Source organism: Luteibacter rhizovicinus DSM 16549, assembly GCF_001887595.1.
GTDB classification, from domain to species: domain Bacteria; phylum Pseudomonadota; class Gammaproteobacteria; order Xanthomonadales; family Rhodanobacteraceae; genus Luteibacter; species Luteibacter rhizovicinus.
Map to the genome: position 1 here is coordinate 1,770,635 of NZ_CP017480.1, position 18,912 is coordinate 1,789,546.

At 65.1% G+C, this 18,912-nt stretch carries 12 protein-coding genes; 9 read left to right on the forward strand and 3 right to left on the reverse strand.

Going from position 1 to position 18,912, the window contains the following annotated elements; translation table 11 throughout:
* The first annotated feature begins 95 nt into the window (after positions 1 to 95).
* The 3 genes from BJI69_RS08020 to BJI69_RS08030 all read left to right on the forward strand — a co-directional run bounded on the left by BJI69_RS08020 (position 96) and on the right by BJI69_RS08030 (position 3,792).
* Positions 96 to 1,037 (forward strand): fimbrial protein, encoded by a 942-nt coding sequence (locus BJI69_RS08020; protein ID WP_046968390.1) that lies wholly within the window; start codon positions 96 to 98, stop codon positions 1,035 to 1,037.
* Between the two features lie 89 nt (positions 1,038 to 1,126).
* Complete coding sequence (locus BJI69_RS08025) at positions 1,127 to 2,815, forward strand: copper resistance system multicopper oxidase (RefSeq protein WP_046968389.1); 1,689 nt, start codon at positions 1,127 to 1,129, stop codon at positions 2,813 to 2,815.
* Entirely contained in the window at positions 2,812 to 3,792 is a 981-nt protein-coding gene (locus tag BJI69_RS08030; RefSeq protein ID WP_244465294.1) for a copper resistance protein B, read from the forward strand. The genes BJI69_RS08025 and BJI69_RS08030 overlap by 4 nt, the downstream gene beginning before the upstream one ends.
* Positions 3,793 to 3,796: 4 nt before the next feature.
* Here the strand turns inward: BJI69_RS08030 and BJI69_RS08035 are convergent, their stop codons facing one another.
* On the reverse strand, positions 3,797 to 4,501 hold the full coding sequence (locus tag BJI69_RS08035; RefSeq protein ID WP_046968388.1) for an SDR family NAD(P)-dependent oxidoreductase: 705 nt from the start codon (positions 4,499 to 4,501) through the stop codon (positions 3,797 to 3,799).
* A gap of 83 nt (positions 4,502 to 4,584) precedes the next feature.
* Between BJI69_RS08035 and BJI69_RS08040 the strand changes: the two genes are divergently transcribed.
* The 4 genes from BJI69_RS08040 to BJI69_RS08055 all read left to right on the forward strand — a co-directional run bounded on the left by BJI69_RS08040 (position 4,585) and on the right by BJI69_RS08055 (position 15,760).
* Positions 4,585 to 5,517: a LysR family transcriptional regulator gene (locus tag BJI69_RS08040; protein ID WP_244465293.1), complete on the forward strand. Its 933-nt coding sequence runs from the start codon at positions 4,585 to 4,587 to the stop codon at positions 5,515 to 5,517.
* A gap of 230 nt (positions 5,518 to 5,747) precedes the next feature.
* Positions 5,748 to 9,149: a YDG domain-containing protein gene (locus BJI69_RS22725; RefSeq protein WP_052767264.1), complete on the forward strand. Its 3,402-nt coding sequence runs from the start codon at positions 5,748 to 5,750 to the stop codon at positions 9,147 to 9,149.
* Positions 9,127 to 14,028: a beta strand repeat-containing protein gene (locus BJI69_RS22730; RefSeq protein ID WP_244465296.1), complete on the forward strand. Its 4,902-nt coding sequence runs from the start codon at positions 9,127 to 9,129 to the stop codon at positions 14,026 to 14,028. The genes BJI69_RS22725 and BJI69_RS22730 overlap by 23 nt, the downstream gene beginning before the upstream one ends.
* 52 nt (positions 14,029 to 14,080) lie before the next feature.
* Positions 14,081 to 15,760 carry a ShlB/FhaC/HecB family hemolysin secretion/activation protein gene (locus tag BJI69_RS08055; protein WP_053057107.1) on the forward strand — a complete coding sequence of 560 codons (1,680 nt, stop codon included), beginning with the start codon at positions 14,081 to 14,083 and terminating at the stop codon, positions 15,758 to 15,760.
* Between the two features lie 162 nt (positions 15,761 to 15,922).
* On the opposite strand, the gene BJI69_RS08060 is transcribed toward BJI69_RS08055, so the two are convergent.
* Positions 15,923 to 17,461 (reverse strand): DHA2 family efflux MFS transporter permease subunit, encoded by a 1,539-nt coding sequence (locus tag BJI69_RS08060; protein WP_046968385.1) that lies wholly within the window; start codon positions 17,459 to 17,461, stop codon positions 15,923 to 15,925.
* A gap of 93 nt (positions 17,462 to 17,554) precedes the next feature.
* Between BJI69_RS08060 and BJI69_RS23020 the strand changes: the two genes are divergently transcribed.
* On the forward strand, positions 17,555 to 17,689 hold the full coding sequence (locus BJI69_RS23020; protein ID WP_280136195.1) for a hypothetical protein: 135 nt from the start codon (positions 17,555 to 17,557) through the stop codon (positions 17,687 to 17,689).
* Positions 17,690 to 17,714: 25 nt separating this feature from the next.
* Here the strand turns inward: BJI69_RS23020 and BJI69_RS08065 are convergent, their stop codons facing one another.
* The gene (locus BJI69_RS08065) at positions 17,715 to 18,305 is read right to left on the reverse strand and encodes a methyltransferase family protein (protein WP_244890715.1); all 591 of its coding nucleotides are present in this window, start codon (positions 18,303 to 18,305) and stop codon (positions 17,715 to 17,717) included.
* Between the two features lie 129 nt (positions 18,306 to 18,434).
* Here BJI69_RS08065 and BJI69_RS08070 point away from each other — a divergent pair, with 129 nt between their 5' ends.
* The gene (locus BJI69_RS08070; protein ID WP_046968383.1) at positions 18,435 to 18,911 is read left to right on the forward strand and encodes a VOC family protein; all 477 of its coding nucleotides are present in this window, start codon (positions 18,435 to 18,437) and stop codon (positions 18,909 to 18,911) included.
* Position 18,912 lies beyond the last annotated feature (1 nt).

Genomic DNA, 18,912 nt, shown 5'->3' on the forward strand with positions numbered 1-18,912 from the left:
ACTTCGCTGTCAGCGCGATTTCAGAATCCTTGGATGGGCACGGCGCGGTTGCGTGAGCAGACTCGATACGGTCTCTCCCCCGTGAAGTCATCGCCATGCCCAGCGCCCGCCTCGTTCGCTTCGCCTGCCTGCTTGCCGCCGTCTTCATGGCGCCAGCCCGGGCGGGCTGCCTGAAACATCCTTCCCAAGGCAGTCCGCAGGTCCTCTCGTTCGGCATCGTGAACGTCCCCGTCGACGCGCCGGTCGGCAGCGTGCTCGCCGAAAAACGCAGCGCCGGCTGGGCATCATCCAGGTTCAAGTGCCTCTACCCGACACGTACGGCCAGCCTCGGGATCTTCACCACGGCCAGCCCGATGGGGGGCGGCATTTACGCCACCAACGTTCCGGGTGTCGGTATCCGCACTTACTTCCACAACTCCCAGCATGGCGAACTGCTCGTTCCCGAGCGCACGTCCATTCCCTTCATCTTCGATGCCGTGCTCAACGACGCCCATTTTCGCGTCCAGCTCATCAAGACCGACATCGTGGATGCCGGCGGTGCACTCACCTCGGGCACGCTGGCGCGGGGCGGCTGGGACGATCAGGCCCAGGCCTGGGTCGATCTGACCGACACGCAGGTGCAGCCCGAGCGACCGACCTGCGCCTTCACCTCCCATGGATTGACCTTCGCCATGAACAAGGTCGATGGCCGCGACCTTCAGGTGACAGGCAGCAGCCCGTGGGTGATGCAGACGCTGGTCTCGACCGGTTGCCGGAACGCCACCCAGATCCTCATGAGCTTCAGTGCCCTCGCGGACGAGCAGGACGCCTCGCTGTTCAAGGTGACCGGCGCACATCCGGCTACCGGCGTCGCCGTGGAGCTGCGCAGTGACGATCCCGATACGCAGGCCATACCCAACAGCGCGTCGCCCTTGATCCTGCCCGCGGTGCACGACGGGCGCAGCCACGGCTTTCGCGCGCGATATCGCCGCGTCGGTCCAACGTTGGCGCCTGGCGAGGCCAACGCGTCCATCGTGGTCAACGTGAGCTATCGCTAACCCGCAAGGAGCCTGCTCCAGAGTTGTCGCACCCCGACCATGCTCGCTACGCTCGGCTCTCTCACAGTGTTGCGGGTCAAGACAACGGTATGCGCGACCACGGCGAATCCATCATCCACCTGCCCCGCCGCCGCTTCGTCCAGGGCCTGGCGGTAGCTGGCGTCGGCCTGGGCTTCGGCGTCGTCCGTCCCGCCGCCGCGACCGACGCGATGCGACCGGCGGGCGAGCTGACCGGCCCCGAGATGACGCTGGACATTCGCCAGGCCGCCGTCGACTTCACCGGTCGCGCACGCACGGCGGTGACCGTGAACGGTGGTGTGCCCGGACCCACCCTGCGCTGGCGCGAAGGCGAGACCGCCATCCTGCGTGTGCGTAACCAGCTCGACACCGTCTCGTCGATACACTGGCACGGCCTGGTGGTTCCCTACGATCAGGATGGCGTGCCGGGCCTGAGTTTCGATGGCATACCGGCACGCAGCGAGTTCACCTATCGCTTCCCGCTCAAGCAGTCAGGCACGTATTGGTATCACGCGCACAGTCGTTTCCAGGAGCAGAGCGGTCTTTACGGCGCCATCGTCATTGCGCCGAAGGATGGCGAACGTCATGCGGTCGACCGCGAGCACGTGATCCTGATCAGCGACTGGACCGACGAAGACCCCGAGCGTGTTTACGCCAGGCTGCGTTCGCGAAGTGATTTCTACAACTATGCCCAGCCTACCGTCGCCGACTTCGTGCGCGATGCACGTGCCAAGGGTTTCGGCGAAGCCATGGCGATGCGTCGCATGTGGAACCGCATGCGCATGAATCCGGGCGACCTGGCCGACGTGTCGGGTGCGACGTATACCTATCTTGTCAACGGCAACGCTCCCGCCGGTAACTGGACCGGACTGTTCCGGGTTGGCGAGCGGGTGCGCCTGCGCCTGATCAACGGTTCGTCCAATTCGATCTTCGACCTGCGTATTCCCGGGCTGCGCCTCAGCGTCGTTGCGGCCGATGGCCAGGATGTGGAACCGGTGCTGGTGGACGAATTGCGTATCGCCGCGGCCGAAACGTACGACGTCATCGTCGAGCCGCGCGAGGATCGCGCCTACACCATCTTCGCCCAGTCGATCGATCGCTCCGGTTTCGCACGCGCCACGCTTGCACCGCACGAAGGCATGCAGGCCGAGGTCCCGTCGCTCGATCCGCGAACCCACCTGGCGATGAGCGACATGATGGGTTCGATGGGCGTGGAGGGCGGCAAGGGCGGCGAGATGGTGATGGCCCATCATGCGAGCACCGAATACGGCCCCGGTGTCGACATGCGCGTGGACATGCCACGCACCAATCTCGACGATCCCGGCGCCGGCTTGCGTGAGCGCAGCCACCGCGTGCTCACCTACGCCGACCTCCACACGGTGGGCGGTGCCCTCGATACACGCGAACCCGGCCGCACGATCGAGTTGCACCTCACCGGCAACATGGAACGTTTCGCGTGGTCGTTCGATGGCGTGAAGTACTCCGCCGCGACACCGGTGCATTTCCGTCGTGGCGAGCGTTTGCGCGTACGCCTGGTCAACGACACCATGATGAATCACCCGATCCATCTGCATGGCATGTGGAGCGAGGTGGAATCGCCGGACGGTCGCTTCCAGGTACGCAAGCACACGGTAAACGTGCAACCCGCCCAGCAGGTGACGTACGCGGTGAACGCAGATAACCCCGGGCGGTGGGCCTTCCACTGCCACATGCTCTACCACATGGAAGCGGGCATGTTCCGCGAAGTGGTGGTGTCGTGAGGCGCGTCGTTGCTGCCCTCGTCGCGCTTGCTGCGCTCGCGCCGGTGCTGGCCCAGGACGCGCAAGGGTCGCAACCTGCGCAGGGCATGCAAGGCATGCAAGGCATGAGCGACATGAAGGACATGCCCGGCATGCAGCACGCCGATGCGCCGCCTGCCGAGACACCGCCGCACGACATGTCGTCGATGCAGGACATGTCGTCCATGCCGGGTATGGCGCGCATGGCCCCTATGAAGATGGGCGCCATGCAGGGCGGCAAGGCACCCGCCGACGCGCGCAGCCCCGACTGGTCGGACGGGGTACCGCCGAGCAGCATGCATGGCATGGCGATGAAAGACATGGACGACACGGCGCCCGTCGGCATGTTGCTGGTGGATCGTCTGGAATCGTTCGCGGGGCAGGGCGGGCACGGTCAGTCCTGGGAAGCCGATGCCTGGTACGGCAACGACAGCGACAAGCTCTGGTTGCGCAGCGAAGGCGAACGCGAAGGCAACCGGCCACGCGACGGCGATGTCGAGGCGTTCTGGAGCCACGCCGTCGCAACGTACTGGGATACCCAGCTCGGTGCGCGGCACGATTTCGGCGAAGGCCCGACACGCAACTGGGCGGCCTTCGGCGTGCAGGGACTGGCGCCGTACTGGTTCGAGCTGGAAGCGACAGGCTATGCGGGAGAGGGCGGCCGTACCGCCGCACGCGTGCGCGCGGAGTACGAACTCCTGTTTACGCAGCGCCTGATCCTCCAGCCCGAGATCGAGGTGAACGCGTACGGCAAGGACGATGTCCAGCGCCAGTTGCGCGCCGGCGTATCGAGCGTGGAAGGCAGCCTGCGCCTGCGCTACGAGATCCGCCGCAGTATTGCGCCGTACATCGGCGTGTCGTGGGAGCATCTCACCGGCGGCACCGCGGACCTCGCGCGCAGCGACGGTCGTCGTATCACCGACCGTCGCTGGGTTGCCGGCATCCGCATCTGGCTTTGAGCTCTTACCAGGGCAGGATCTGGCCCTGGTAATTGACGTAGTGCGCGCCGGCTTTGCCGCGATGCGCCTCGATCACGTCGACGACGCGCGGAATGCTTTCCTCGACGGACAGGGCGGCATCGGCACCCCCCATGTCGGTGCGAACCCAGCCGGGTGCGATGGCCAGTACCGCCCGCGGGTCGCCCTTGCGCACATTGGCGAAGCTGCGGAGCATCTGGTTCAGGGCCGATTTGCTGGCGCGATACACGGTCCACGCCCCGTCGACGTTGTTCTCGATGCTGCCCAGCCCGGACGACATCACGCTCAGCGTGCCGGAACGGGGCACCAGGGACTCGAAAGCCTCGAGTACGCGCATGGGGCCAAGGACATTGGTTGCCATGACATGAGCGAATTCCTCGTCGGAAATCGTCGCCCCGTTCGCATCGCGCGTCTGGGTCATCACGCCTGCGTTGACGAAGACGAGGTCGAAGGCGATGCCGTCGAGAGTGCGACGCAGGGCGTCGATATCGCTGCCACGGGCGATATCGGCGCGCTCGACGCGGAGGCGTCCCTCCGATGCGGCGGCAAGACGGGACAGTGCGGCCGGCGTCTCCCCACGCACGGTGGCGACGACATGCCAGTCGCGGTGCAGGTATTCCTCGACGAGGGCGAGCCCCAGGCCACGGCTGGCGCCGAGGATGAGTGCGGTACGTGGGTGTGAAGCGGTCATGGGAAGGCTCCGGGGGAAAGGGAATGGGGCCCAGCATAGGCGCCACGCTCTATTGACGGAATGTCCGTGGAGGAAGATCTTTCGTGACTCACGATCACGAGTCGCCCCTCATGTCCTCCGATGGCCGCCTGCTCGGCAACCTCAGCGTCCTGGTGTCCGTCGTCGAGACGGGCAACTTCGCCCGTGCAGCCGACGCGCTCGGCCTTTCGCCATCGGGTGTGAGTCGCGCGGTGAGTCGGCTGGAAGAGCGCCTGGGCGTACGCCTGCTTCACCGGACCACGCGGTCGGTCACCCTGACCGACGAAGGGGAGCGTCTCTACGCTCAGGTAGGCCCCCTGCTGTCGGGCATCGAGGATGCGGCACTGGCTGCCGCCGGCGATTCCCAGGCGGTGCGCGGCCGGCTCCGGGTCAGCCTGGACGCCATGTTCGCCCGTCAGGTCATTGCGCCGCAGCTCGCGGCCTTCCTCGAGCGCTATCCGGCGCTGGAGCTGGAGATCGTCACCCGTGACGAGCTGGGCGATCTCGTCGCCGACGGTATCGACGTGGCCGTTCGCTTCGGCGTGCCGCCGTCCTCTTCGCTGATCGGCCGCAAGCTACTCGAGACCCGGGTCCTCACCGTCGCGGCACCGGCCTACCTCGCGGCGCACGGTCGCCCGGCGACGCCGAAGGACCTCGCCCGGCACCGCTGTATCCAGTTCCGCGACCCGGTCACGCGGCGACCGTTCGATTGGGAATTCCATCGGAAGGGCAAGGTGGTTCCGGTCGAAACGACGGGCCCCCTGCTGGTCACCGACTCCGGAATCATGTTTGCCGTGTGCATCGCCGGCGCGGGCATCGCGCAGGTGCTGGCGGTGAGCGTGCAGGACGCGCTCGCCGATGGCCGGCTGGTCGAACTGTTCCCGGACTGGGCCGAGGAAAGCTTCCCCTTGTACGCGTTTTATCCCTCGCGGAAGAACGCTCCGCCCAAGGTCCGCGCCTTCGTCGACTTCTGCGTGGAACTGGCTTCCCCGCACTGAGGGCACCGGGCAAGGAATGGTATTTACCCGGGTCAAATGTCATGAATGCGACCGTCTTCACAGCCTAAATGTGATGACGATCACACTTATCGGCTAACATGCCGAAAACGCGCCGGGGTCGAAACGATCCGGTGCCGCCCGCAGGGGGCCCAATAGCAACCATCTCGACTCGGCCAACGCTGGGTACGCCTCTGCACGTCGCATGCGCCCACGACCGAAGGTTGCTCGAAATGAATCGTATCTATCGCCTGTGCTGGAATGCCGCTACCTCGCAGTGGGTCGCTGCCAGTGAACTCGCTCGCAACAGCCGTCCAGCGGCACGCAGCACTTCCGCCGCGAAGGGCCCCCGTGTCGCTTCGATCGCAACGTGTATCGCGTTGGCGCTTGGCGCCACGGGTATCGCGCATGCCGGCCAGACCGGTGGACAGATCGTCTCCGGCAGTGGCGCGATCAACCAGAACGGCGCGATCACCACGATCAACCAGAACAGCCAGCATCTCTCGCTGAACTGGCAGAGCTTCGACATCGCGCCGAACGAAACGGTGAACTTCGTCCAGCCGGGTCGCGATGCGATCGCGGTCAACCGCATCCTTGGCAACAGCGCGTCGGAGATCTACGGACACCTCAACGCGAATGGCCAGGTGTGGCTGATCAACCCGAATGGCGTGCTGTTTGGCCAGGGCTCGCAAGTGAATGTCGGCGGCCTGGTCGCCTCCACGCTGGATACGTCGGACAGCGAGCTCTCGTCGAACACGCGCAGCTTCAGCGGCGATGGCAAGGGCAGCATCGTCAATAAGGGATCGATCCGCGCAGCCAACGGCGGCTACGTGGCCCTGCTCGGCAACACGGTATCGAACCAGGGCACGATCAGTGCGCAGCTCGGCACCGTCGCCATGGGTGGCGGCAGCGCGGTCACGCTGACCTTCGATGGCAGCCAGCTGCTTCATCTGCAGGTGGATCGCAGCACGCTGGACAACCTCGTCGAGAATCGCCAGCTGGTGCAGGCCGATGGCGGCCGCGTCCTGATGACCGCCGGCGCGGCGGATTCGCTGCTTGCCAGCACGGTGAACAACACCGGTGTCGTCCGCGCGCAGACGGTGGAAAACCACAACGGCCAGATCGTGCTGCTCGGCGGCATGCAGGCCGGCCATGTCAACGTGGAAGGCAGCCTCGACGCGAGCGCGCCCAACGGTGGCAATGGCGGCAGCATCGAAACCTCGGCCGCATTCGCACACATCGGTGCAGCGTCGATCAATGCGAGCGCACCGATGGGCAAGGCCGGTACGTGGCTGGTCGACCCCTATGACCTGACGATCGATGGCGCGGCCGCGGGGACGATCTCGGCGGCGCTCAACGGCGGCACCAATGTCAGCGAGACGACGACCGCGACGGGTGCCTCGGGCGACGGCGTGAAGAATGCGTCCGGCGTCGGCGACATCAACGTCAACGCGGCGATTACGTGGAACAACGCGGCCGCGACCCTGACGCTCGACGCGTACCGCGGTATCAACGTCAATGCCCCCATCTCCGGTGCGGGTGGCGTCGTGCTCAAGGCCAACGGCAGCGCTGGCACGGGTGGCAACATCACACTGGCGAGTGGCGCCACGATCGCTGGCGGCGCGGGCGTTACCTTGACCGCGGCGAACAACTTCATCAACAACGCCGGTGCGGCGGCGCTGAGCTCGGCATCGGGCCGGTGGCTGGTCTATTCCTCCGACCCGTCGCTGGATACGCGCGGCGGGCTCGCACCGCAATTCATCCAGTACGCCGCCGGCGCAGGCGCTGCGCCGCTCGGTACGGGCAATGGTTTTCTCTACAGGTTGGCACCGACGCTGGCGATCACCGGGCTGACCGGTACGGTCAGCAAGGTCTACGACAACACCGATGCGGCGAGCTTCACGGGGGCTAACTTCAATGCCACCGGTCTGGCCGATGGCAACAAGATCGCCAGCGCCACCGGCGGCAGCTACGCCACCGTCAATGCCGCGTCGAACATCTCGGTGACCTCGCCGGGCGCGATCGGCAACTTCATCATCACCGACAGCACGGGCACGATTCCTGTCTACGGTTACGCGCTGGGCGGCTCGCAGGTAACGGCGAAGGTCGGCCGGATCACACCCGCGCCGCTCACCGCCCAGATCGTCAACAACCCGACGAAAACGTACGATGGCACGGCTACCGCGACGCTGAATTCGGGCAATTACCAGATCGACGGCTTCATCGGCTCCCAGGGCGCCACGGTGAAACAGCCGAGTTCGATCGCCTATGCCGGCTCCGATGCAGGCGCGGTGGCGCTCAACGCGACGTTCTCCGTGACGAACTTCACGGCGAACGCAGGCACCAACCTCGCCAACTACATCCTGCCGACTGCCGCCACCGGCATGGGTACGATCAATCGGGCGCCGCTATTGATCAGCGGCCTGCTGGCCAGCAACAAGATCTATGACGGCAACACCAGTGATTCGATCATCACCGGTGGCGCCAAACTATTCGGTGTGATCCAGCCCGACAGCGGCCAGGTGCAGCTCGTCACCAGTGGCATCGTCGGTCTCTTCGCCGACGCGAACGTCGCCAACGGCATCGGCGTGGCAGTCAGTGGTTATGGGTTGACCGGCGACAAGGCGAACAACTACGTATTGATCGCGCCCACGGGCCTCACGGCCAACATCACGCCGAAGACACTCACCATCGATCCGACCGTGGTTTCGGCCAACGACAAGACCTACGACAACACCAAGAATGCCACGCTGAGCATCGGCAATACCGCCAATGCACTCAATGGCAAGGTAGGTAGCGACGATGTGACGCTCAACGTGGGAGGCGCGACCGCCATGTTCGGTCAGACCGACGTGGGCACGGGCCTCGACGTGACCGCGAGTGGCTTCGCGCTCGTCGGCGCGGCGGCAGGCAATTACATCCTGGCCGCGCCCGCGCTGACCGCGAACATCACGCCGAAGCTGCTGACCATCGGCATGACCGGAACCCCGACCAAGACCTATGACGGCACGAATGCCGTCTCGCTGGGCAGCGGCAACTTCAATATCAGTGGCTTCGTCAACGGCCAGAGTGCGAGCGTGGGCCAGAGCTCGGCCACGTACGCCACCGCCAACGCGGGCACCGGCATCAACGTCACCGCCAACCTGCAGCCGTCCGACTTCGTGCCGGGCAGTGGCACGTCGATGTCCAACTACACCTTCGCCTCGACGGTGACGGGTCTCGGCCTGGGCGTGATCAATCCACTGCAGCTGACCGGCCAGATCGTAGGTAATCCGACCAAGGTGTACGACGGCACCACCAACGCTTCGTTGGCTTCGTCGAATCTTCAGTTGGTCGGGTTGCTCTCGGGTCAGAGCATCAGTGCAAGCTTCGGCGGCACGGTGGCCGGCACGTACGACAATCCCAATGCCGGCGCGCGCGGCGTCAGCGCAGGCAGCCTCCCCGGTGCGGACTTCACCGCCGGAAGCGGCACCCTGCTGAGCAACTACCTCTTGCCGACCAGCTACCAGGGGTCGGGCTCGATCATCCCCGCGCCGCTGACCGGAAACCGTCCTCGATGTCGGCATCGTCAACGCCAGCAAGATCTACGACGGCACGTTCAACATCGGTCTGCTGCCGAGCAACTTCACGCTTAGCGGCTGGATCGGCAGCGACAACGCGGTCGTCGCGCACACGATCAACGGGACGTTCGGCCAGAAGAACGTGGGGACGAACCTGGCCTTGTCGGCCCAGCTGGCGACCTCCGACCTGACGCCGAGCGGCAGCACCAACCTGGCGAACTACGCGATCAATGCGCCCGTCCTGGGCATCGGCAACATCACGCCGGCACAGCTCACGGTCACCGTCACGAATAACCCGACGAAGACCTACAACGGGAGCACCGATGCGGCGCTTTCCTCGGGTAACTTCCTCGTCGGCGGCTGGGTAAACGGCGAGAGCGGTACGATCAACCCCAGTGCGACGGCCAGCTACGACAGCGCGAATGCGAGCGCCTCGAATGGCCGGACGGTCACCGCGACGCTGACGCCGGGCAACTACGTCCTCGGCAACGGCACGCTGTTGTCCAACTACAACGTGGATCTCACGGCGACCGGCACCGGCACGATCAACCAGGCACCGCTGTTCGTCACCGGTGTCTTCGCGACGAACAAGAGCTACGACACCACCACGACCGACACGCTCAACCTGACCCGGGCCGGCCTCGCCGGCCTGGTCAGCACCGATGCGGGCAATGCCAGCAAGCTCGCGCTGGACCTGTCCGGCGTCTCGGCGAACTTCAGCCAGGCGAACGTCGGCACCGGCCTGGCCGTGACGGCGACCGGCTTTGGCATCACCGGCAGCGCGGCGGCGAACTACATCCTGCAGCCAGTTACGGGGCTGGCCGCCAACATCACGCGCGCCATCCTGACGCTGAGCGGCGTGACGGCCAACGACAAGACGTACGACAACACGACGGATGCGACGCTCACCATCGCAGGTAATGCGGCGTTGCACGGCGTGTTCGGCGGCGACACGGTCGGTTTCGACGGTACGGGCGCGTCCGGTCGGTTCGCGACGGCAAATGCAGGTACCAACCTGGGTGTCTCCGTGGGTGGTTTCATCCTGAATGGCGGTAGCTCGAACAACTACCAGTTGCAGCAGCCCGCGGGGCTGACGGCGACGATCAATCCCAAGCAGCTGACCGCCGTGATCATCGGTAGCCCGACCAAGGTGTATGACGGCACGGACTCGGCGACGCTGACCGCCGCCGACTACGAGCTGGACGGTTTCGTCGGCGGCCAGGGCGCGTCCGTGCCGCAGTCCGCCACGGCGAACTACGTAACCAAGAATGTCGGCACCGGCCTCGATGTCGTCTCCACACTGGTCACCTCCGACTTCGTTGCAAACGCCGGTACCAATCTTTCGAACTACATCCTTCCGACCGCAGGCGCGGGCAACCAGGGCGTGATCCAGTCGAAGGTGATCGACCTGACCGGCACGCGCGTCTACGACGGCACCGCCACGGCCGACAGCTCGCTGTTCGGCGTATTGCAGGGCGTGAACGGGGAAACCCTCGGCGTCAGCGGCAGTGGCACCCTGGTCGACAAGAATGTCGGCGAAGAAAAGTCCTTCGATAACCTCGGTAATCTTGCGCTGACCAACGGTGGTAACGGTGGTCTTGCAAGCAATTACACGCTCGTCGGTGGTGTCGACTGGGTGACGATCACGCCGAAAGCGCTGACCGCGGACTTTCTGGCCGCTGACAAGATCTACAACGCCAACACGATCGCCGTGGTGAACGTGCCGGCGACGCTCAACGGCCTGGTCAGCGGCGACGACATCACCCTGGTCAATCCGAACAGTGCGCACTTCTCGGACAAGAATGTCGGCACCGGCAAGACCGTCACCGGTGACATGTCGATCACCGGCAACGATGTCGGCAATTACACGTTCACCCAGGGCACGACGACGGCATCGATCAGCGCGCTGCACATCACTGTTAGTGCCACCGGCAAGGACCGTCAGTACGACGCGACTGTCGACGATCCGGGTACCAAGGTAAACGGCGGCGTTCTTGGCAGCGACACCGTCAACTTTACTTACGGCTCCGCGACGTTCGGCGACAAGAATGTTGGAAACAACAAGACGGTGACCGTCACCGGTATCGGCAGCACGGGTGCCGATGCCGCAAACTACGTGGTCGACAACACTACGGTGACGACGACGGCGAACATTACGCAGCGCGTGCTCAACCTGAGCGGAACACGCATCTACGATGGCACCCTCGATGCCGACGCCAATACGCTCGCTCCGGGCGGCGTCCTGTCGACCGGCCTGGCCGGCGAGACGCTGGTCCTTGCGGGCAAGGGCGCGACGGCCGACAAGAACGTCGGCACCAAGAAGGACTTCAACCTCGGCACCCTCAACATCGCCGATGGCACCAACGGTGGCCTTTCCAGTAACTACACGCTGGCCGGCGGTACGGACAAGCTCACTATTACGGCACGGCCGCTGACCGCGACGTTCGATGCCTTCAGTAAGACCTACGATGGCAACACGCTCGCTGCCCTTACGAACGCCGGACTTGTCATGGCGAACGGATCGCTCACCAGCGGTAAGATCACGGGTGACGACGTCTCGCTGACCAACCAGAACGCGGGCACCTTCGATACCAAGAACGTCGGCAACGGCAAGACCGTCACCGGCAGCATGGGCATCACCGGTGGCGACGCCGGGAACTACACTTTTACCAACGGCACGGCGCTGGCCAACATCGGCAAGCTGGACCTGACGGTAAGCGCGTTGGGTCACAACAAGGTGTACGACGGCACGACGGCCGATCCCCTCCTCGTTCTCAGCAGCAATGCCGTGTCCGGCGACGACATCATTCTTGGTGACGGCTCGGTCGCGTTCAACGACAAGAACGTGGGCATCGGCAAGACGATCCAGGTCGACGGTATCACCGTGGGTGGCGGCGATGCGGGTAACTACAACCTGCTGAACACGACGACGACCACCACGGCCGACATCACACCGTTCATCATCAACCTGCACAGCACGCGTGTGTACAACGGTCGCACCGACGTCAGTTCGTTGCTGTTCGGCAATGGCGTGGTCAACGGCACGAACGGGGAGACGCTCACGCTCAACGGCAGCTCCAACGTCGCCGACAAGAACGTCCAGAACGGCAAGGTATTCGACGGCGCCCATGACATGACGCTGGGCAATGACAGCGGCCTGGCCAGCAACTATGCCATCGGTACGTCCACGCTGGACATCACGCCGTTGACGATCACGGTCGGTGCCACGGCGGACAACAAGGTCTACGACGCCAACACGTCCGCCCATGCCCTCGTGGACAGCAACGGTGTGATCACCGGCGACACGGTGTCCTTCACCGCCGGCTCGGCCAGCTTCCTCGACAAGAACGTCGCCGACGGCAAGGAAGTGGACGTGGCGGGTATCACGGCCTCGGGTGCCGATGCCGGTAACTATCTGTTCAACGCAACGACGAAGACGACGGCGAACATCACCCCGCTCAACATCGTGGTGGGTGCGACCGCCAGCGACAAGGTCTACGACGGCAACAACAGTGCCACCGCCACGCTCGGTAGCGGCGGGATCCTGGGCACCGACGTGGTGACCTTCAGTGGCGATCCCGCCACGTTCAGCGACAAGAACGTGGCCAACGGCAAGACCGTGACCGTGGCTGGCATCGTCAGCGGCGGCACGGACGCAGGCAACTACACGTTCAACCACGTCGCGCAGACCACAGCCAACATCACCCCGCTCGCCATCACCGGCACGATCGTCGCCGGCAACAAGACGTACGACGGCAACACCACGGCGCAGACCAGCGGCACGGTCACCGGGATGATTGCCGGCGATCAGTTGGGCGTGAGCAGCACGGGAACCTTTACCGACAAGAACGCCGGTAATGGCAAGGGCGTGAACGTGGCCGGCGTGCTCACGGGTGTGGATGCGGGTAACTACACGCTGACCACGAACGCCACGACGACGGCCGACATCTACAAGGTCGTGCTCAACCTCGATGGTACCCGCGTCTACGATGGCAGCACCGTCGCCTCGGCCGGCATGTTCGGCAGCGCGGGCGTGATCGCTGGCGTGGCCGGTGAGAGCCTGATCCTCAGCGGCCAGGGTGTGCTCGGCAGCAAGAATGTGGCGACCGACCTGGCGCTGGCGGCACTCGGCTCGCTGGCGCTGAACGACGATGGCGCGGGCCTGGCCTCCAATTACACGCTCGTCGGCGGTAACCATATCGCTACCGTCACCCCGCTCGGCATCCACGCCGGTATCACCGCGGACGACAAGGTGTACGACGGCGATACGGCGGCAGTCACGCACGGTGTGTTGAGCGGCGTGCTCGGCAGCGACCAGGTCAGCCTGGCGACCAACGGTGCTTTCGTCGACAAGAACGCAGGCAACGGCAAGACCGTGAATGTCGACGGCACGATCTCGGGTGGCGACGCCGGCAACTACATGCTCATCGTCAATCCCACCACCACGGCGAGCATCACCAAGCGGCCGGTTGTCGTCGGCGCGCAAGGCACGGACAAGTTCTTCGATGGCAACACGTCGGATCGCGCCGTGCTTTCGAGCCAGGGCATCCTGCCCGGTGACGTGATCGCCTTCGGTACGGCCAGTGCCTTGTTCGGCGACTCCACGGTCGGTGTCGGCAAGGCGGTGTCGGTCTCCGGTATCTATGCGACGGGTCCGGACGCGGGTAACTACGCGTTCAACACGACGGCGGAGACCACGGCCAGCATCAACCAGAGCTCGTCGCAGGGCGCATCGGCGATCACCCTGGTGCAGCTCGACTCGGTGCTCGGCCCGGACCAGATCGCGACGCCTTACGGTGTCGCGTCGAATGTCACGGTCGGTCCGTTCTCCGGAAACCACAAGAAGACCCGCCAGCCGCTCGAGAAGAACGTGCAGCGCGCCGACTTTGTCCCGGGCCTGTCGTTGCAGGTCGTCGATGGCGGCGTGCGGCTTCCGGCGGACGCGATGCAGTGATGCCTCGCTCCGCGCCGCACGCCTTCATTCCCTCCTTCGTATCGAACTCCTGATGACCATGGCCATTCTCTCCAAGCGCGCCGCGAACGTTCTCGGTGCATGCATCCTCCTCGCGCTCGCTTCCACGGCTGGCGCGCAAGTCCGTCCGCCGCAGAGCGGCGATCTGTTGCGGCAGGTGCCCGTGACCCCGCCGCCGTCGAAGTCCGACGACACCGGTCTCAAGCTGACACCCCAGGCCAGAGCCGACCAGGGCGACAGCGCGCCCTTCCACGTGACGACCATCGAGATCACCGGGGCCACCCTGATCCCTGTGGACCAGTTGCATGCGCTGGTCGCGTCTGGCGAAGGCAAGGACATCACGCTGCGCGAGCTCAATGCGCTGGCCGATCGCATCACCGCCGAGTACCGCGCGAAGGGTTACCCGCTTACGCTGGCCTATGTTCCTGCGCAGACGCTCAGCGGTGGCACCGTGCGCATCGCCGTGCAGGAGGCGCGTTTGGGCAAGGTGGTGTTCGAGAACCATAGCGCCACGCACGACGGTCCCTTGAAGGCGACGCTCGATCCGCTCACCAGTGGTGCACCGATCAGCGCGCACGGTTTCGATCGCAGCCTGCTCCTGCTCGGCGACATTCCCGGTGTGATGGAGACGTCGGCACTCCGTCCCGGTGACGAGCCGGGCACCTCGGACCTCGCCGTTCGCGCCGACGATCGTCCGCGCTACACCGGCCTGGTCGCGCTCGACGACTACGGCAACCAGTACACCGGCCGTGCGCGGCTCACCGGCACGTTCAACGTCAACGGCCTGTTCCACCAGGGCGACCTGCTCGATGCCACTGCGTTATCCGCGGGCTCGAACATGAACTACGGCCGCCTCGGCTATCGGTATCTCCTCAACGGCGAAGGTACCGTGCTCGGTGCCTCCGTCTCCTCACTCGACTACAAGCTCAAGGGTGATCTGCGGGTGCTCGATGCGCACGGCACGGCCCAGGTTGCCAGCCTGTTCATCAGTCATCCGTTCATTCGGTCCACCGATGGAAACCTGTACGGCCAGCTTGGCTACGATCGTCGTCATCTCAACGATTCGATCGACATCGTCGGCTTGCGCACGCTGCGCCACACCTATGGCTGGACCGGCACCCTCGCGGGCGATCAGCGCGATACGCATGGCGTCACCAACTTCAATGTTTCCGCAACCTACGGTTTGCTCGGATTCGACGATGCCTTCGCGCAGTTCATCGATGCGATCAGCACGCAGACGAGAGGGCACTACCTGAAGTACACCGCCTCGATCAGCCGTCTGCAGCAGCTTTCCGAGAACAATGCGGTGTATCTCGGTTTCCAGGGCCAGTGGGCAAACAAGAACCTCGATACCGCCGAGCAGTTCTATCTCGGCGGTGCCAACAACGTCCGCGGTTACGACACCGGCGTGCTGGCGGGTACACAGGGCCAGATGGTCAACCTCGAGTTCCGTCGCAGCCTGCACCTCGGCCTGCCCGGTAGTCTGACGGCCCTGGCTTTCGCCGACGCCGGCCACGTGACGATCTACAAGGACCGGTTCGCACCGGGTACCAACAGCGCGCATATGCAGGACATCGGCCTCGGCATGCGCTGGCAGGGCGACGACCAGTGGTCGCTGAGCGCCGACGTGTCGCACCCGATCGGCGTGCGTCCCGAACTCGCCGGTGAGTCCCACGACACGCGCGCCTGGGTGCAGATCCAGAAAGGCTTCTAAAGCGCTGCCTCGCTCCGTGTGGGAGCCGATTCATCGGCGATAGGGTGCTCGCGATTACCCTGTGGGAGCCGATTCATCGGCGATCCCGCCGCAGCGGGCCAGATTTTCCGCGAGCACCCATCGCCGCTGAAGCGGCTCCCACATTTGCCGATGAATCCGTCCCTATGTTTTCTTGACGGGGCGGATCATGAGGCCGGCTGCGACGGCGGATAGCACGGCCAAGCCGGCCGACAGCACCATGACGCGCCGGAATCCCGCGACGAACGCGGCATCGACCGCCTGCCGCGCCGCCTCGTTCGTCAGCTGCATACCCGCCAGCTTCGCCTTCTGTGCCATCACGCTCTGCGCGACATCGGCCGGCACGTCTTTCAGTCCGGTCTGCAGCGCTGCGTCGAAGCCCTGCGTCAGCACGATGCCAAACACCGCGATAGCGAGCAGGCCGGCCACGCGGGAGACGGCGTTGTTCACACCCGAGGCCGTGCCGGCCAGCGCGGGGTCGAGCGCGTTCATCACGGTGGTCGTCAGCGGTGCGATGGTGATGCTCATGCCCAGGCCGAGCACGCAGGCGGCCGGGAAGAACGTCGTCCAGTAGGAACCGCCGACGCCGGGCAGCGCGTAGAGCGCAAAGCCCGCGGCGGCGATGGTCGGGCCGACGATCAGCGGCAGGCGTGCGCCGACGACATCGACGAGTCGCCCTGTCCATCGCGAGAGCAGGAACATGATGGCGATGAAGGGCAGCAACGAGGCGCCCGCCGCCGTCGCCCCATAACCCTGCACCTGGATCAGGTTCAGGGGAACGAAGAACATGCTGCCGCCGAGCGACGCGTAGAGCAGCAGGGTGAGCACGTTGGCGCCGGCAAAGTCGCGATCGCGAAACAGACCGAGGGGCAGCATCGGCGCGGCGATGCGCATCTCGACGATGACGAAGGCCACCAGTCCGACGATTCCGACGATCACGGAGATCATCACGCCTGCGGAAAACCATCCCTGCAACGGCGCCTCGATGAAGGCGTAAACGACGCCCGCCAGGCCGATCGTCGCGAGGACGGCTCCGGCGATATCGATGTGCCCGCTATTCATCCCCTTGCTTTCCGGCACCCGCCAGAAACAGACGACGACCAGCAGGATGCCCAGCGGGAGATTGACCAGGAACGCCCAGTGCCACGACGCGTGTTCGACGAGGAAGCCACCGAGGACGGGACCGATGGCGGCGGTGATGCCACTGAACGCCGACCACGTCCCGATGGCGGCACCCCGTCGCTCCTTCGGGTAGGCGGAGCTGAGCAACGCGAGACTACCCGGAATGAGCAAGGCCGCCCCCGCCCCCTGCAGGGCGCGCATGCCGATCAGCCATGCCACATTCGCCGACGCGGCGCATCCCAGCGAAGCGAGCGTAAACACCACCGCGCCGATGACGAAGACACGCCGTCGCCCATAGTGATCGCCGAGCACCCCACCCACCAACAGCAGGGCGGAGACGAGCAGGGCATAACTTTCCATCACCCATTGCGCGTCGGCGGTGGTCGCGTTCATGGCGCGCTGGATGGCGGGGAGGGCGACGTTCACGATGGTGCCGTCGACGAAGGCCATGCCCGAGCCGACCACGGCGGCGACCAGGGTCCAGCGTCGGGCGGATTCGCTACAAGGGACCGCGTCGCTGCCGGTCGGGTCGTCGCAAGGAGGCGTATCGGGGTTGCTCATCGCTACAGCCTAGCGTGACAAGGGCATGGCCGCCTTGGACGTGACGTTGACAGCGCTAGTGATCTGCTTGGGTTTCGCGACGCGGAGGCTGCCATGAAAGAGCGCGACACTTACGATGAACCGACCACCGGCTCCGGCGACCCCACGCACGGCGACGGTCCCAAGCCTGTCGAGCCCGTCAACACGGGCTCAGGCGATCCCCAGCACAAGACCGACCCGATCGCCTGAGCGCTGCATACGGCGCCGGGGCGTTCTAGAGAAGGCCGGGTATCAACGCCCTGGTTCGGCGTTTATATGCCGAGTACGCCTCGCCAAACGTCTCGCCGAGCATGCGCTCCTCCATGCGCAGCTTGCGCCAGAACGAAGCGAACACGATCAGCACCGCGAAGATGCCGCGCACATCCCCCACCTTCACGGCCGTGCCGATGAAGGCCAGCAGGATGCCGGTATAGATGGGATGGCGAACGTAACGGTAAGGGCCAGCCTCGATCAGCACATGATCGTGCTTGATCTGCACCACGCTGCTCCAGTTGCGTCCGAGCAGCACTCGAGACCAGATCGCCAGCGCGACACCCGTCACGACGAGCACGAAAGCGATGGCGAAAAAAGGCACCGTGTGCGGCACGATGCCCTCACGCAGCCAGGTATGGCCATACCATTCACCGGGGCCGAGCAGGACGAAAGCGACCGCCAGCGGGAGCCAGTAAAAGGCTAGCCGGGTCAACCACGGCTCGCCGCGCGCGGCGGTCTTGTTACCCCAGGCGCTCCATAGCCACCACACCAGCAGGATCCGCCAGGCGGTGTCGATGCCCTGCGTGAGCCATTGTTCCGTTGTCATCGCCATGCTCCTTTCCCCGGAGCATGCTAGGCGATGGCGGGGCGCGCCGGCCCCTGCCTTAAGTCCTGTCGATCCGCCTTTGGCCTATTCGACGTTTCCATGAGGGCCCATGTCGCGGCCCTGGAGGAGCCTCCCATGTCAGGTCGTTTTCAGCGCATCACGCCTTTCCTCTGGTTCGATACCCAGGCCGAAGAGGCCGCGAACTACTACGTCTCGATTTTCCCGAACTCGCGGGTCACCAGCGTCACCCGCTACACCCGGGAGGCGGCGCAAGCGTCCGGCCGCCCGGTGGACTCGGTCATGACGGCCGCTTTCGAGCTCGACGGCCAACAGGTGACCGCGCTCAACGGTGGCCCGATCTTCACGTTTACCGAGGCGCTCTCGCTGGTCGTGCGCTGCCACGACCAAGCGGAGATCGACCACTACTGGGACAAGCTTTCCGCCGGTGGCGATCCGCAGGCCCAAGCCTGCGGCTGGCTCAAGGACAAGTACGGCCTGTCCTGGCAGATCGTCCCAGACGACATCGAAGCCCTGGTGCAGAACCCTGGCTCGGTCGCCGCCCTCATGCAGATGAAGAAGATCGACATCGCGGCGATGAAGGCGGCAGCCTGAG